General features: G+C 65.0%; 13 protein-coding genes. 7 read left to right on the top strand and 6 right to left on the bottom strand.

Annotated features, from left to right (window positions below; all coding sequences use genetic code 11):
• Positions 1-12 precede the first annotated feature (12 nt).
• From pstB to cysZ, 3 genes are all read left to right on the top strand, one after another.
• A complete protein-coding gene (gene pstB, locus KG088_RS06760) occupies positions 13-816 on the top strand; it encodes a phosphate ABC transporter ATP-binding protein PstB (RefSeq protein WP_250148128.1) in 804 nt (267 codons plus the stop codon).
• A 26-nt stretch (positions 817-842) separates the two neighbouring features.
• On the top strand, positions 843-1,574 hold the full coding sequence (gene phoU / locus KG088_RS06755) for a phosphate signaling complex protein PhoU (protein WP_213824745.1): 732 nt from the start codon (positions 843-845) through the stop codon (positions 1,572-1,574).
• A gap of 115 nt (positions 1,575-1,689) precedes the next feature.
• Positions 1,690-2,424 carry a sulfate transporter CysZ gene (cysZ, locus tag KG088_RS06750; RefSeq protein ID WP_213824744.1) on the top strand — a complete coding sequence of 245 codons (735 nt, stop codon included), beginning with the start codon at positions 1,690-1,692 and terminating at the stop codon, positions 2,422-2,424.
• 7 nt (positions 2,425-2,431) lie between these two features.
• Here the strand turns inward: cysZ and phoR are convergent, their stop codons facing one another.
• The 4 genes from phoR to KG088_RS06730 form a co-directional block, all read right to left on the bottom strand.
• On the bottom strand, positions 2,432-3,766 hold the full coding sequence (gene phoR, locus KG088_RS06745) for a phosphate regulon sensor histidine kinase PhoR (protein ID WP_213824743.1): 1,335 nt from the start codon (positions 3,764-3,766) through the stop codon (positions 2,432-2,434).
• A 1-nt stretch (position 3,767) separates the two neighbouring features.
• On the bottom strand, positions 3,768-4,457 hold the full coding sequence (gene phoB, locus KG088_RS06740) for a phosphate regulon transcriptional regulator PhoB (protein ID WP_213824742.1): 690 nt from the start codon (positions 4,455-4,457) through the stop codon (positions 3,768-3,770).
• 100 nt (positions 4,458-4,557) lie between these two features.
• A complete protein-coding gene (gene ubiA, locus KG088_RS06735; RefSeq protein ID WP_213824741.1) occupies positions 4,558-5,454 on the bottom strand; it encodes a 4-hydroxybenzoate octaprenyltransferase in 897 nt (298 codons plus the stop codon).
• 47 nt (positions 5,455-5,501) lie between these two features.
• A complete protein-coding gene (locus tag KG088_RS06730) occupies positions 5,502-6,014 on the bottom strand; it encodes a chorismate--pyruvate lyase family protein (protein ID WP_213824740.1) in 513 nt (170 codons plus the stop codon).
• 224 nt (positions 6,015-6,238) lie between these two features.
• Between KG088_RS06730 and KG088_RS06725 the strand changes: the two genes are divergently transcribed.
• The 4 genes from KG088_RS06725 to yccS all read left to right on the top strand — a co-directional run bounded on the left by KG088_RS06725 (position 6,239) and on the right by yccS (position 10,746).
• Entirely contained in the window at positions 6,239-7,402 is a 1,164-nt protein-coding gene (locus KG088_RS06725) for an NAD(P)/FAD-dependent oxidoreductase (RefSeq protein ID WP_213824739.1), read from the top strand.
• A 174-nt stretch (positions 7,403-7,576) separates the two neighbouring features.
• Entirely contained in the window at positions 7,577-7,852 is a 276-nt protein-coding gene (locus KG088_RS06720) for an HU family DNA-binding protein (RefSeq protein ID WP_213824738.1), read from the top strand.
• Between the two features lie 78 nt (positions 7,853-7,930).
• Positions 7,931-8,287, top strand: a complete 357-nt coding sequence (locus KG088_RS06715) for a hypothetical protein (RefSeq protein WP_213824737.1) — start codon at positions 7,931-7,933, stop codon at positions 8,285-8,287.
• Between the two features lie 212 nt (positions 8,288-8,499).
• On the top strand, positions 8,500-10,746 hold the full coding sequence (gene yccS, locus KG088_RS06710) for a YccS family putative transporter (protein ID WP_213824736.1): 2,247 nt from the start codon (positions 8,500-8,502) through the stop codon (positions 10,744-10,746).
• On the opposite strand, the gene recG is transcribed toward yccS, so the two are convergent.
• Positions 10,737-12,830: an ATP-dependent DNA helicase RecG gene (recG, locus tag KG088_RS06705; RefSeq protein ID WP_213824735.1), complete on the bottom strand. Its 2,094-nt coding sequence runs from the start codon at positions 12,828-12,830 to the stop codon at positions 10,737-10,739. The genes yccS and recG overlap by 10 nt on opposite strands.
• Positions 12,827-13,747 (bottom strand): hydrogen peroxide-inducible genes activator, encoded by a 921-nt coding sequence (locus KG088_RS06700; RefSeq protein WP_213824734.1) that lies wholly within the window; start codon positions 13,745-13,747, stop codon positions 12,827-12,829. Before KG088_RS06700 ends, recG begins: the two co-directional genes overlap by 4 nt.
• Positions 13,748-13,759: the final 12 nt, after the last annotated feature.

Below are 13,759 nucleotides of genomic sequence, written 5' to 3'. Positions count from 1 at the left end.
ATGTCCGTGTTGATGCAGCCCTCTACGTCCTCCTCAGGGACGATCCTTGCCTTCAAGCGCGAGGCGAGCTGTATTGAGATCGAGGAGTTGTGCCTGGCCTATGGTGATAAACCGGCCTTGCGCGATGTGACGCTGCGGGTGCCAAAGCATTGCGTGACGGCGTTCATCGGGCCATCCGGGTGCGGCAAGTCGACCCTGCTGCGCGCGCTCAACCGTCTCCATGATCTTAACGAGGATGTCGTCCGCCAGGGTCGGATACGCCTCGAAGGCAGCGACATCCATGACCCCGATATGGACGTGGCACAACTTCGCCGGCGCGTGGGGATGGTGTTCCAGGCCCCCAACCCTTTTCCCATGTCGATCTACGACAACGTCGCTTTCGGTCTGCGCCTTCAAGGAGGACTGCGCAAGCGCCAGTTAGACGATGCGGTGGAGGAGGCACTGATGGCGGCGGCGCTCTGGGAGGAAGTGAAGGATCGTTTGCGCGCGTCGGCCTGGACGCTTTCCGGCGGACAGCAGCAGCGTCTGGTGATCGCCCGGACCCTGGCAGTCGGCCCCGAGGTGCTGCTGCTCGATGAGCCGGCCTCGGCGCTCGATCCCATCTCGACTCTGAAAATCGAGGAGTTGATCCACAACCTCAAGTCGAACCTTACCCTGGTACTCGTCACCCACAACATGCAGCAAGCGGCACGGGTGTCCGATTACACCGCCTTTCTTCAGCAAGGCGAACTGGTGGAATATGGACCCACCGACAGCCTGTTCACCAACCCGCGCCTGCGGCGCACCGAGAATTATATTACCGGGCGCATGGCCTGAAAGGCCGGCCCCCAAGGAGAGTTTCCATGGATATCACCAGTGAAAGTCACAGTCAGCATATCTCTCGGCAGTTCAATCACGAACTCGAGGAGATCAAGACGCATCTGATGGCGATGGGCGGCCTGGTCGAAAAGCAGGTGCAGGACGCTGTGGGCGCCCTGCTCGAAAGCGACTCCCAACTGGCCGAGCGGGTGGTCGAGAACGATCGTGCCGTCAATGACATGCAGATCAAGATCGACGAGGAATGCACCCAGGTGCTGGCACGCCGCCAGCCGACCGCGTCGGACCTGCGCCTGGTGCTGGCGGTGATTCGCGCCGCCTCGGATCTGGAGCGCATCGGCGACGAGGCGAGCAAGATCGCCCGTAACGCCATCGAGCTGATCGGTGCCGATAACGGGCATCGCGGGTTCGTCGAGGTGCGCATGATCAGTGAACATGTGCGTCGCATGGTGCGGGATTCCCTGACGTCCTTCGCTCGCCTGGACACTGAACTCGCGCTCAAGCTGGTTTACGAGGACGATGTGGTGGATAGCGAATACGGCAGTGCCATGCGTTCGCTGATGACCTTCATGATGGAAGATGCCCGGTCGATCTCGGCGGTGCTCGGTGTCATGTGGATCCTGCGGGCACTGGAGAGGATCGGCGATCATGCCAACAATCTTGCCGAATATGTTGTCTATTTGGTCAAGGGTCTCGACATTCGTCATACCGATCCTGGCGACCTTGACGAGGCAACGATCCTCACACGCAAGAGTTGAACTGAGAAAGAACTGAACGTGGGAGAGACTTGAACGTCGACCGGAGTTGGACGTCAATAACGCAGGCCATCACCCCATGGTGATGGCCTGTGTCGTTTTTGCGAGGACTTCCCCCATGCTCGATGCCTTCACGGCCCTTTCACGCGGGACCCGGCTGGTCTACACCCCAGGCCTGCGTCGTTACGTCTTCCTGCCGATCCTGGTCAATCTGGTGGTCTACGCCGCGATGCTCGGCTATGTGGTGGCTAACTTCGGCGGCTGGCTCGATGGCTGGATGGCCATGGTCCCCAGCTGGCTGGAGTGGCTTTCCTGGCTGATCTGGCCGCTGTTCGTGATCACCCTGGTGTTGATCGTCTTCTTCACCTTCACCCTCGTCACTCACCTTATCGCGGCCCCGTTCTACGGGTTTCTGGCCGCCAGGGTCGAGGCCCAGGTGACCGGGCAAGAGCCACTAGACGACCGCGGCCTGATCAGGACCGGCGTCGATGCCGTGGGGCGTGAACTGGTCAAGCTGACCTACATCCTGCCGCGTATGGCGGTGCTGTTCGTGATCAGCTGGATTCCGGTGATCAACCTGGTCGCCCCACTGCTGTGGCTGGCTTTCTCGGCCTGGATGATGGCGATCACCTATCTTGATTACCCCATGGACAATAACCTGGTGAGCTTTCGGGACATGCGCGGCCGGCTCTCGTCGAGGCGCTGGCCGACGCTGACCTTCGGCGGCTGGGTAACGCTGATCACCTGGATACCCCTGGCCAATCTCTTCCTGCTACCCGGTGCGGTGGCCGGCGCCGTGCTGATGTGGGACCGCCATTATCGTGACCTGGTGCCAGCCCGCGTCCCGTCTTGAGCGGGTATCAGGCCTGGCGGGCCGGATGCGCCTCGGTCGCGGGGCGGTGAAGGCGCGCCGCCGGAAACAGACAGCGAAAACGCGCGCCCTGACCGGGGCGGGAGTCGATCTGAAGACGAGCATCGTGGCGCAGCAGCACGTGCTTGACGATGGCCAGCCCCAAACCGGTGCCGCCAGTGGCGGTGCTGCGCCCCTTGTCGACCCGGTAGAAGCGCTCGGTGAGGCGCGGCAGGTGCACCGGATCGATGCCTTCGCCGTCATCCGCGACCTCCAGGCAGGCGCCATGGAGGTGTGGCGTCCAGCGCAGGGTGATGCAGCGCCCCTCACCGGCGTAGCGCACGGCGTTATAGGCCAGGTTGGATACTGCGCTGCGGATCTCCTGTTCGCTGCCGATCAGATCGCAGGGCTCGTCGACTTCCACCCCGATCCGCTGGCGACCGCCGGACAGCGCCTCGGCATCGCGGCGCACGCTTTCCAGCAGGTCCGGGATGGCCAGGCGCACATGGTCCTCACCGCCCCGGTCGATCTCCAGCCGCGACAGCATCAGCAGGTCATTGACCAGGTTCTGCATGCGCGTGGTCTGCTCCTGCATCTGGTCGACGCCCCGCGCCATGCGCGGTGGCAGGCGGGCGGCGCCGTCCTGGGCAAGATAGCTGCCGAAGGTTTCCAGATAGCCAGTGAGCACGGTCAACGGCGTGCGCAACTCGTGCGAGACATTGGCCACGAAGTCGCGGCGCATCTGCTCCAGACGATGCAGGCGAGTGATATCGCGGGCCATGACCAGGCGTTCGTCGTCGCCATAGAGGGTGATCTGGAACTGCAGGATCAAGCGTTCGTCGATCGGTGAGGAGAGCGTCAGCGGCTCGCGATAGTCGCGGGCATGGAAGTAATCGACGAAGCGAGGGTCGCGCAGCAGGTTGGTGATGTGCTGGCCCCTATCGTGAGCGGCCTTGAGGCCGAGCATGCGCTCCGCCGCGCTGTTCCACCATTCCAGATCCCCGTGGCGGTCGAGCATCACCACGCTGTCACGCATCGCCTCGGACGATTCCTGGATGCGCTGCAGGGTATTGCGCAGCCGTTGCTGGGTAAGGCGCTGGCCCTTCTGGTAGCGATAGAGGCGGTCGAACAGCTCGCCCCACAGGCCGCTGGCAGCGGGGGGTTCCGACTGCGGATTGCGGGTCAGCCAGCGGTGCAGCGCGTGCAGCTGGCGAAGGTGATGGAACAGGCACAGGCCGAGGCCGCCCGCCAGGCCGAGCCCCGGGACCGAAAACGGCCAGCCGACCAGCGCCCCCAGGACGGCAAGCAGCGCAAGGCGCCAGAGTTCGCGTTTCCAGAGGCGCACATCAACCCTTGGCGGAGAACCGGTAGCCGGTGCCACGCACGGTCTGGATCAGGTGGTGGTGGGCATCGCCCAGTGCCTTGCGCAGGCGACGAATATGCACATCCACGGTACGCTCCTCGACATAGACATTCCCCCCCCACACCTGGTCGAGCAGCTGGCCGCGGGTATAGGCGCGCTCCTGGTGCGTCATGAAGAACTGCAGCAGGCGATATTCGGTAGGGCCCATTTCCAGCGACTTGCCCTCGATGCTGACACGATGACTGACCGGATCAAGCATCAGACCCTCGATTTCCACTGGATCTTCCACGCCTCGCGGTGTGGCGCGCCGTAGGACGGCCTTCAGGCGTGCCACCAGCTCTCGCGGCGAGAAGGGTTTGGTGATGTAATCATCCGCGCCGGCGTCGAGTCCCTGGATCTTGTTGTCTTCTTCGCCCTTGGCGGTGAGCATGATGATAGGAATCTCGGCGGTGGTTTCCTCACGCTTGAGGCGTCGGGCCAGTTCGATGCCGCTGGTACCAGGCATCATCCAGTCGAGCAGCACGAGATCGGGTTGATGGTCGACGACCATGGCATGCGCGGTCTGGGCATCGTCGGCCTCTAGGACATGGTAGTCGGCCATCTCCAGCGCCACGGCGATCATTTCGCGTATCGATGCTTCATCATCGACAATCAGAACGGTCTTGGCAGTCATCTGCTAGCCTCGCGGTCAATGACGGGACGATGACGATGACAACACGCTGTTGTGACAATACCGTGACAGAGTACGCCTGTCTTGTTTGATGCCGCGCCCCTCACCCGCCACTGGCGTCGGGCCAGAGACTCAGCGCGATGCCGGCGAACAGCACCAGCCCCGACCAATGGTTGTTGAGGAAGGCCTGGAAGCAGCGCTCACGGTCGCGCTCGCGGATCAACGCCTGCTGGTGCACGAAGGTCGCCGTCATCGCCGCCAGGCTCAGCCAGAAGAATCCCCCCAGGCCGAGGCGCAGCCCGACCCAGGCGAGCACCGCCAGGGTGAGGCCTTGCAACAGACCGATCATCAGCCGGTCAGCGCGTCCGAACAGCACCGCGGTGGACTTGATGCCGATCTTCAGGTCGTCCTCGCGGTCAACCATTGCGTACTCGGTGTCGTAGGCCACCGTCCAGGCCACATTGGCGACGAATAGCAGCCAAGCCTCGGCGGGCACATGGCCCAGCACGGCGCCGAAGGCCATGGGAATCGCCCAGGAGAAGGCGGCACCCAGGAATATCTGCGGCAGATGGGTATAACGCTTCATGAAAGGGTAGATGAAAGCCAGGACGACGCCGCCCACCGATAGCATGACCGTGAACAGGTTGGTGAAGCACACCAGCACGAAGGCGGCCATCACCAGTATCAGGAACAGCGCCTGGGCCTCGCCCTCGCTGATGCGGCCGGTGGCCAGAGGACGGTGCTGGGTTCGCCTGACATGGCCGTCGAAGTGACGATCGGCATAATCGTTGACCACGCAGCCGGCGGCACGCATCAGATAGACACCGGCGATGAAGATCAACAGCAGACGACGCTCGGGAACCCCCTGGGCGGCGACCCACAACGCCCAGAGGGTCGGCCACATCAACAGCCAGGTACCGATGGGACGGTCGAGTCGGGTCAGGTGCAGGAAGTCTGGCACCCGGGCCAGGCCCGTGGGGCGCATCAAGGTTGGGTCCATCTCATCCTCGCGGAAGGCTGGTTTGGGGGTAAGAAAGCACCCAGAGCCTAGCGCGAAGGCAGGCCCAGGTCATCCCTCATGCCGGCCAGGAAATACTCCTGGACCAGCACTGCAAAGTGGTCATGGCGACGCCCGTGGCTATCTTCACGACCCGCCCCGAGACGAAAGACCGAGCGGCGCCCCCAGGGGCCGTCGCCCGTCTGGAACGGCGGCGACGAGGCGGTGACCTCGATGGGGCTGCGCTCGAGCCCCGGCTGACGGAACAGCCAGCTGCCCAGCGAGCCCTCCCCCAGGCGGTCGAGGCGCTGGCCACGCAGCTGCTCGAGCGGTGCGACCGAACGTGCCATCACCCAGGGGCGTTCGTCCAGACACAGGGCGACCTCGCGACACCAGGCATAACGCCCGGGTGGCAGCCCCAACGCCCGGGCCTCGTCGAGCGCCGGGCGGGTCAGACGCTGGTCGAGTAGTCGGACCCGGAAGCGTCGCTCGCCACCGGCGGCGATTAGCCGTGCGGTGAGCGAGTCGCGCGAGGCAATCCATCGCCACCAGGCAACGCTCATGGCCGGTCGCGCGGCCGCCAGCGGTCGCCAGCTCGGGGGGAGACACCAATGGCATAGAGGGCGGGGATCGGGTATTAGACCGTCGTACACCGGCGGGCTCCGCGTCGAATCGAGGGGCGGATAGTGTAACATGTTGTCCCGAAACGCTTCCCTGTCCCACTGCGGTTCGCGGTAGCCACTGCACAAAGAAAGTGCGCGATGAAAGTGTGCGAAGAAGGAGTGCCATGACCCCTACACTGACGATCGTCGGCTCCGGCATGGCCGGCATCGGCCTGCTCCGCCAATGGCGGGCACTGGAGCCCGAGCGCCTGGTGACCCTGATCAGCGCCGACAGCGGCGATGATTACGCCAAGCCGCTGCTCTCGACGGGTTTTTCCAAGGGCTTACTGCCCGATCGGCTGGCGGCGGGCTCGGCACTCGACGTCGCCGACCGCCTCGGCGCCGTGGTGCGCACCCATACCCGGGTCGATGCCATCGATCTCGACAGCCACACACTCAGACTCGGTGAGGAGCGCTTGCCTTTCGGTGATCTGGTGCTGGCCACCGGCGCCGCGCCGGCGTTGCCGTTTGATATTCCCTCGCGGCTGGCGAGCCGGGTCTTTACCATCAACGATCTCGATGATTATCGCCGCTTCCATGCCGCGCTCGCGGCACTCGGCCGGCCCGCGCGGGTGGCGATCATCGGCGCGGGCCTGGTGGGTTGCGAGTTTGCTAACGACCTGACGGCCGGAGGTCATTCGGTGAGCCTGATCGCGCCGGAGAGTGCCCCCTTGCCGCGCCTGCTGCCCGAACGGCTCGGCCGTGCGCTGGGCGAGGCCTTTCAGGCGGCAGGCACGCAGCTGCACCTCGGGCGTGGTCTGGCAGCGTTCGAGGAAGTGGGCGGCCATGTCGGTGTGTCGCTGAGCGACGCCAGCCGGCTCGAGGTCGACCTGGTACTGGCGGCCACGGGGCTTACGCCGCGTTCGGCGCTAGCCGAGGCAGCGGGGCTCGCGGTCAGCGAGGCCGGCATCCACACCGACCGCTTTCTCGCGACCTCAGCCGCAGGCATCCATGCGCTGGGCGACGTGGCCTGCGTGGCGGGCGTCAATGCCATGTATGTCCAGCCGCTGCAGGCCGGCGCCAGGGCCTTGGCGAAGACACTGGCAGGGACACCGACGGCGGTGACCTTCGGTGCCTGGCCGGTGGTGGTGAAGACGCCGCTGCTGCCAGTGGTGGCCTATGCCCCGACGACACTCCCCGCCCGCTGGCGGATCGAAGGCGAGAGCCCGGACCTGGCGGCGTTCGCCGAAGATGTGAACGGTCGTTTGATTGGTTTTGCCTTGACAGGACGCTGTGTGCGTCGGAAAGTCGAACTGGCGCGGCTTGCACCGCCGTTGCTAGGCTATTGACGTTGCGCTGCGTATCAAGTGTGCGAAGATGCTGCCGGTATCCCCTATGTCGAAGAGACGCCTTGTTGCAAAGGCGTCTCTCGTTTCGTCAACAACTGTATCTTCAACAACAGTGTCGTCAACAACAACAGGGGGCGGTGATGACCGCCCTTCCATGCCACATCAGGAGGGCTTATGCGTAAACCAGAACTCGCGGCGGCGATTGCCGAGCGTGCCGATCTTTCCAAAGACAAGGCGAGCCAAGTACTCAACGTGATCCTCGACGAGATCACCGGCAGCGTCTCCCAGGGACAAGATGTCTCACTGATCGGCTTCGGTACTTTCACCGTGCGCGAGCGAGCCGCACGTACTGGCAAGAATCCCCAGACCGGTGCGCCTTTGAACATTGCGGCCAGCAAGACCGTGGCCTTCAAGCCGGGCAAGGGCCTCAAGGACGCCGTCGCCAAGTAAGCGAACCCTCGGTGCGACCCGCCTGTCGGCGGGTCGCGAGATGATGGCTTTTTACCTGCCTGCGGTGGTGGAACCGACATGAAGCTGCGACTGATGCTCTGGGTACTGGGTCTGCTTCTCAAGCGAGCGCTGCGCCGCAAGCCACGCTTTCGTGAGATGCTCACCGAAATGCGCGGTCTGGACTGGGGTATTGCCACCGAAGATCTCGTCGTTGCGCGCCACTATCGCATGTCGCCCCGTGGCATCCAGACCGGCCGCGGTCTGCCCGTCGATCTCGACCTGGAACTGCGCTTCGAAGACGCCGATACAGCGGTTAGCGTGCTGAAAAAGCCCACTCAACAGGCTTTTCTCGATGGCATGATGGCCGGCACCGTGCGTCTAGTCGGCGATTCCGGCGACCTTCAGAAGCTTCAGAAGCTGTTGAAGCTACTCTAACGCCGACAGCGGTGTCGTACCCACATGCGCCGTTTCACTGCGCTTTCTTTCGTTTTATCTCTCTTTTCTACGGCGCATATTCCCGCAGCGCACATACCCACAGCCTGCGAGGTGTCCTGACGCTTAATGCTGCGTTGGTAGAAGCCGCCAGCCACTATCTGCGTTATACTAAAGTCTAACTTCTTCGGGGGTTCATTACCCCAAGGACGATCATGCGCCTCTCGCTGCTCTCCGCACCGCCGTCACTGACCCTGCGGCGTCTCTGGACGCTCGATACCTTCGCCTATGCCCTGCGAGTCTTCGTGGCCTTCAGTGGTGCCCTGGCGATAAGTGGCTGGCAGGACGACGTGACGCTAATGATGCCCTTGTTCCTGGGCATCATCGCCAGTGCCCTGGCGGAGACCGACGACAGCTGGCAGGGACGCCTGCAGGCGGTCGGCGTCACCCTAGTGTGTTTCGCCATGGCCTCGTTGAGCGTGCAATGGCTGTTTCCCTACCCTTGGCTGTTTGCGCCGGCGCTGGTGGTGTCGACCTTCGTGATGATCATGCTTGGCGCGCTGGGACCGCGCTACGCCACCATCAGTTTCGGTACATTAATCCTTGCCATCTACTCGATGATCGCCCTCGAGCACCACGGGGGGGTCCCGGAAGACGGTGCCTGGCGTCAGCCGCTGCTGTTGCTCTCTGGTGCAGCCTGGTATGGGCTGATTTCGATCGTCTGGTGCGCGCTGTTCTCGCGCCAGCCGGTCAAACAGAGCCTGGCGCGTGTCTATCGTCGATTAGGGCGTTACCTGAGTCTCAAGGCGACGTTGCTTGAGCCCCTGCGCGGGCGCGATCTCGACGACACGCGCCTGGCCCTGGCCCATCAGAACGGCGAAGTGGTCGCCGCCCTCAACCAGGCCAAGGACGTGCTGTTTCAGCGACTCGGCAGCCCGCGTGGTGACCGTCGGCTCGACCGCTACCTGCAGCTTTATTTTATTGCCCAGGATATCCACGAGCGGGCCAGTTCGTCGCATTCGCCCTATTCGTCGTTGATCGAGGCGTTCTTTCATCACGATGTGCTCTTTCGTTGCCAGCGGTTGCTCGACCAGCAGGGCCACGCCTGTCGGCGGCTGAGCCGAGCGTTGCTGCTCAACCGTCCCTTCGAGCATGACCAGAGCGAGCAGGCGCTGGCAGATCTGCGGGCGTCGATCACCCACTTGCGATCCCACCAGCAGCCCGAGTGGCAGGCGCTGATGCCGCCGTTGTCGGCACTTGCCGATAATCTCGCCACCCTGGAGGCGCAGTTGGCCAGCGCCGAGCATCCCGAGGTGGCCACGCCCCACGCCGATGCCAGTCTGCATGACCGCTCTCTGCACGGCCCGCGGGATGCCTGGGCGCGCATCCGCGCCGCCATGACCCTGAGTTCGCCGACGCTGCGTCACGCACTGCGGTTGCCGATCGCGTTGCTGGTGGGCTATGTCCTGATGCAGGTGTTTCATCCGACCCAGGGGTTCTGGATCCTGCTGACCACGCTGTTCGTCTGCCGGCCCAACTTCTCGGCGACCCAGCGTTTTCTCGTCAAACGTGTTGCCGGGACGGTGCTGGGGCTGGTGGTGGGCTGGGCTTCGATCTCGCTGTTTCCCCATCCGCTGGCCCAGTCGCTGATCGCGGTGGTGGCGGGGGTGGTGTTTTTCGCCAGCCGCCAGACTCACTATGGCATCGCCACGGCGGCGATTACCCTGCTGGTGCTGTGCAGCTTCAATCAGGTGGGCGACGGCTTCGATCTGATCTGGCCGCGGCTGTTCGATACCCTGGTCGGGGTGCTGATTGCCGGCCTGGCGGTACTGTGGATACTGCCCGACTGGCAAGGGCGGCGCCTTTACCGTCAGGCGGCCACCTCGCTGATCAGCCAGCGTCGCTACCTGGAGGAGATCATCCAGCAGTATGCGACCGGCAAGCAGGACGACCTCGCCTATCGGCTGGCGCGTCGCAATGCCCACAACGCCGATGCCGCGCTGTCGACACTGCTGAGCAACATGCTGCACGAACCGCGCCGCTATCAAGGCCACGATGTCGACGACGCCATGCGCTTCCTGGCGTTATCCCACACCCTGCTGGGGTATCTCTCGGCGCTGGGGGCCCACCGCCATGCGCGGAACGACGACACGTCTGATGGTCAGGGCGATACAGGGGTAACCGCACTCGCCGAACGCGTGGCCACGCTGTTGGGCCGTCTTGCCGAGCATCTCGAGGCCCGTCGGCCGCTGAGTGGGTTTGGGGCTGAGGTGGCTCGGCTTCGCGAGGCGCTCGACGCTCCGGCGACCAGCCGGGCGGACGACGGCGAGACCTACTGGCCGATGCGTCATCAACTGCGCCTGGTATGTCGCCAACTGGAATTTCTCGGCGAGGCCGCCAATCGCTTGATCGCGCCTGCCCCGAGCGATAACCAGGAACACGCCGCCAAGGCCTACACCTGACCGTAAAGACCCGCCTGCTCGCCGAGCCAGCGACGGATCAGCGGACGGCTGGCCTCGGGATGCTGGGCGAGCAGTGCGTCCGCTAATGGCGAGACACGTGGCAGCAGGTCGGCGTCGCGTTCCAGATCGGCGATCTTCATCTGCGCCAGGCCGGTCTGGCGCGTGCCCAGCACCTCGCCCGGCCCCCGCAGCTCCAGGTCCTTCTCGGCGATGCGAAAGCCGTCGGTGGTGTCGCGCATCACCGCCAGGCGCTGGCGTGAATGGGCCGAGAGCGGTCCACGATAGAGCAATACGCAGAAACTCTCGGCGGAGCCGCGTCCGACCCGCCCGCGCAGCTGATGCAGCTGGGAAAGCCCCAGGCGTTCGGGGTTCTCGATGATCATCAGGCTGGCGTTGGGGACGTCCACCCCGACCTCGATCACCGTGGTGGCCACCAGCAGGTCCAACTCGCCGGCGTGAAAGGCGGCCATGACCGCGGCCTTATCGCCGGCTTTCATGCGTCCGTGAACCAGGCCAACCGCCAGTTCCGGCAATGCCTCGACGAGCTCGTCGCGGGTCGCCTCGGCGGCCTGGCACTGCAGGGCCTCGGATTCCTCGATCAGCGTGCAGACCCAGTAGGCTTGACGGCCCTCGGCGCAGGCATGGCGGATACGCGCCACCACGTCCGGGCGGCGCTCGTCGGGCATTGCCACCGTCTTGACCGGGGTGCGCCCCGGCGGCAGCTCGTCGATCACCGAGACGTCCAGGTCGGCGTAGGCGCTCATGGCCAGGGTGCGGGGGATCGGGGTGGCGGTCATCACCAATTGGTGGGGAGTGAGGCCGCCGGCTTCGCCCTTCTCGCGCAGGGCCAGGCGCTGATGGACGCCGAAGCGGTGCTGCTCGTCGATGATCGCCAGGCCCAGGCGCTGGAAGTGTACGTCGCCCTGGAAGAGCGCATGGGTGCCCACGACCATGCGCACCCGACCATCCTGGATCGCCGCCTTGGTGTCCAGGCGCGCCTTGCCCTTGAGCTTGCCGGCGAGCCACGCCACCTCGATGCCCAGTGGCTCGAACCAGGCGCGGAAGGTACGAAAATGCTGCTCGGCGAGCAGTTCCGTCGGCGCCATCATTGCCGCCTGGCAATTACTGGCCAGCGCCGACAGCGCCGCCATGGCCGCGACGACCGTCTTGCCCGAACCGACATCGCCCTGCACCAGTCGCAGCATGGGAATCTCGCGCGCCAGGTCGACACCGATCTCCTCGAGTACCCGGCGCTGGGCGCCCGTCAGGGCGAAGGGCAGCTGGGTCAGGAAGCGGGCCTGGAGATTGCGCCCGCTGGGCAGCGGCGGCGCGCCGTCCTGCTGGATGTGGCGGCGTACCTCACGCAGGCTCAGCCGGTGGGCGAGCAGCTCTTCCAGCGCCAGACGACGGCTGGCGGGATGGCGGCCATCGGCGAGTCCGTCGGGGTCGGCATCCGGCGGCGGGCGATGCAGGGTGATCAGGCAGGCATGGAGCGCGGGCAGGCCGAAACGCTCGCGCAGCGGCGCAGGAATCCAGTCGGGCAGCGCCTCCGGGGCGCTCTGCAGGCACGTCAGCGCCTGGTCGATCAACGCCCTCAGCCGCGATTGGTGAAGGCCTTCGGTGGTGGGGTAGATCGGGGTGAGATGGTCCTCCACCGGTGGGGCGTCGCTGCTCAGCAGGCGGTATTCGGGATGGTAGAGTTCCAGCCCCGTGGCCCCGGCGCGCGCCTCGCCGAAGGCCCGCACGCGCGCCCCGGGATGAAACTGCTGCTGCTGAACCGGCGAGAAGTGGAAGAAGCGCAGGCTGAGGATGCCGCTTGCGTCGCGCATCCGCACCAGCAGGCTGCGGCGTCGGCCGCGTACCACTTCGCCGGCGACCACCTCGCCATCGATCACGGCTTCATTCCCGGCACGCAGGGTGCCGATGGGCGTGATCCGGGTGCGATCCTGATAGCGCAGCGGCAGGTGGAACAGCAGGTCGGCGACGGTTTCCAGACGCAGCCGCGCCAGCTTTAGTGCGAGTGCCTCGCCGACGCCCTTGAGGTCGGTGACGGGCGCGTCAAGCGCCTTAATGTCAGCGCTCATGCGGCTCCGGTATCGGCCTTGCGGCAGGCGTTGATCGCATCGGTGAGGGCATCGATCGCCTTGGGCCGCGGGAAGCTGGCGCGCCAGGCGATGGCCACGGTGCGCGAGGGCGCCGGCGAGGTGAAGGGGCGGCTGATGAGCAGCCCGCTCTCGTAATGCCCGGTGCCGATCGCCGAACGCGGCAGCACCGTGATACCGAGCTTGGAGGCGACCATGTGCCGAATGGTCTCCAGCGAGCCCCCCTCGGCGGTGAGCGTGTTGGAGGGGCTCGCGAGCTTGCGGCCGATGGCCGGGCAGGCCTCGAGGATCTGATCGCGAAAACAGTGGCCCTCGCCCAGCAACAACAGGCGCTCGTCGAGGAGGTCTTCCTTTTCGACGCTGTCCCGCTCGGCCCAGGGATGATCGGCCGGCAGCAGGACGTCGAACGTTTCCTCGTAGAGCGGCTTGGTGACCACGTCGGTCTCGTTGAAGGGCAGGGCGACGATGATGGCATCGAGCTCGCCGCTGCGCAGCTTGCGACGCAAGTTGCCGGTGAAGCCCTCCTCGATGTAGAGCGGCATCTGCGGGGCGCTGCGCGACAGCGCCGGCACCATGTAGGGAAACAGATAAGGCCCGATGGTATAGATGGCCCCCAGGCGCAGCGGGCTTGCCAACTGATCGCGGCCGGCGCTGGCCAGCTCCTTGATGACGCTGCTCTGCTCCAGAACCCGCTGGGCCTGTTCAACGATCTTCTCACCCAGCGGGGTGACCTGGACGGTCGATTTCGAACGCTCGAACAGCGCCACGCCCAGCTCCTCCTCGAGCTTCTTGACCGCCACCGACAGGGTCGGCTGGGACACGAAGCAGCGCTCCGCGGCACGCCCGAAATGGTGTTCCTGGGCCAGTGTCACGATGTAGCGAAGTTCTGTTAGAGTCATCTTGGTGCCGGT

The sequence above is a fragment of the Halomonas jincaotanensis genome (assembly GCF_018448785.1).
GTDB classification, from domain to species: Bacteria; Pseudomonadota; Gammaproteobacteria; order Pseudomonadales; family Halomonadaceae; genus Halomonas; species Halomonas jincaotanensis.
Note: the sequence above shows the minus strand (reverse complement) of the source record. Positions and strands in the feature narration are given on the sequence as shown.

Coding starts and splice junctions, on each gene's coding strand:
- KG088_RS06715 (WP_213824737.1), top strand. CDS start 7,931: ATGAAGCTGCGACTGATGCTCTGGGTACTGGGTCTGCTTCTCAAGCGA.
- cysZ (WP_213824744.1), top strand. CDS start 1,690: ATGCTCGATGCCTTCACGGCCCTTTCACGCGGGACCCGGCTGGTCTAC.
- KG088_RS06720 (WP_213824738.1), top strand. CDS start 7,577: ATGCGTAAACCAGAACTCGCGGCGGCGATTGCCGAGCGTGCCGATCTT.
- phoB (WP_213824742.1), bottom strand. CDS start 4,457: ATGACTGCCAAGACCGTTCTGATTGTCGATGATGAAGCATCGATACGC.
- pstB (WP_250148128.1), top strand. CDS start 13: ATGCAGCCCTCTACGTCCTCCTCAGGGACGATCCTTGCCTTCAAGCGC.
- KG088_RS06725 (WP_213824739.1), top strand. CDS start 6,239: ATGACCCCTACACTGACGATCGTCGGCTCCGGCATGGCCGGCATCGGC.
- phoU (WP_213824745.1), top strand. CDS start 843: ATGGATATCACCAGTGAAAGTCACAGTCAGCATATCTCTCGGCAGTTC.
- yccS (WP_213824736.1), top strand. CDS start 8,500: ATGCGCCTCTCGCTGCTCTCCGCACCGCCGTCACTGACCCTGCGGCGT.
- recG (WP_213824735.1), bottom strand. CDS start 12,830: ATGAGCGCTGACATTAAGGCGCTTGACGCGCCCGTCACCGACCTCAAG.
- ubiA (WP_213824741.1), bottom strand. CDS start 5,454: ATGGACCCAACCTTGATGCGCCCCACGGGCCTGGCCCGGGTGCCAGAC.
- KG088_RS06700 (WP_213824734.1), bottom strand. CDS start 13,747: ATGACTCTAACAGAACTTCGCTACATCGTGACACTGGCCCAGGAACAC.
- KG088_RS06730 (WP_213824740.1), bottom strand. CDS start 6,014: ATGAGCGTTGCCTGGTGGCGATGGATTGCCTCGCGCGACTCGCTCACC.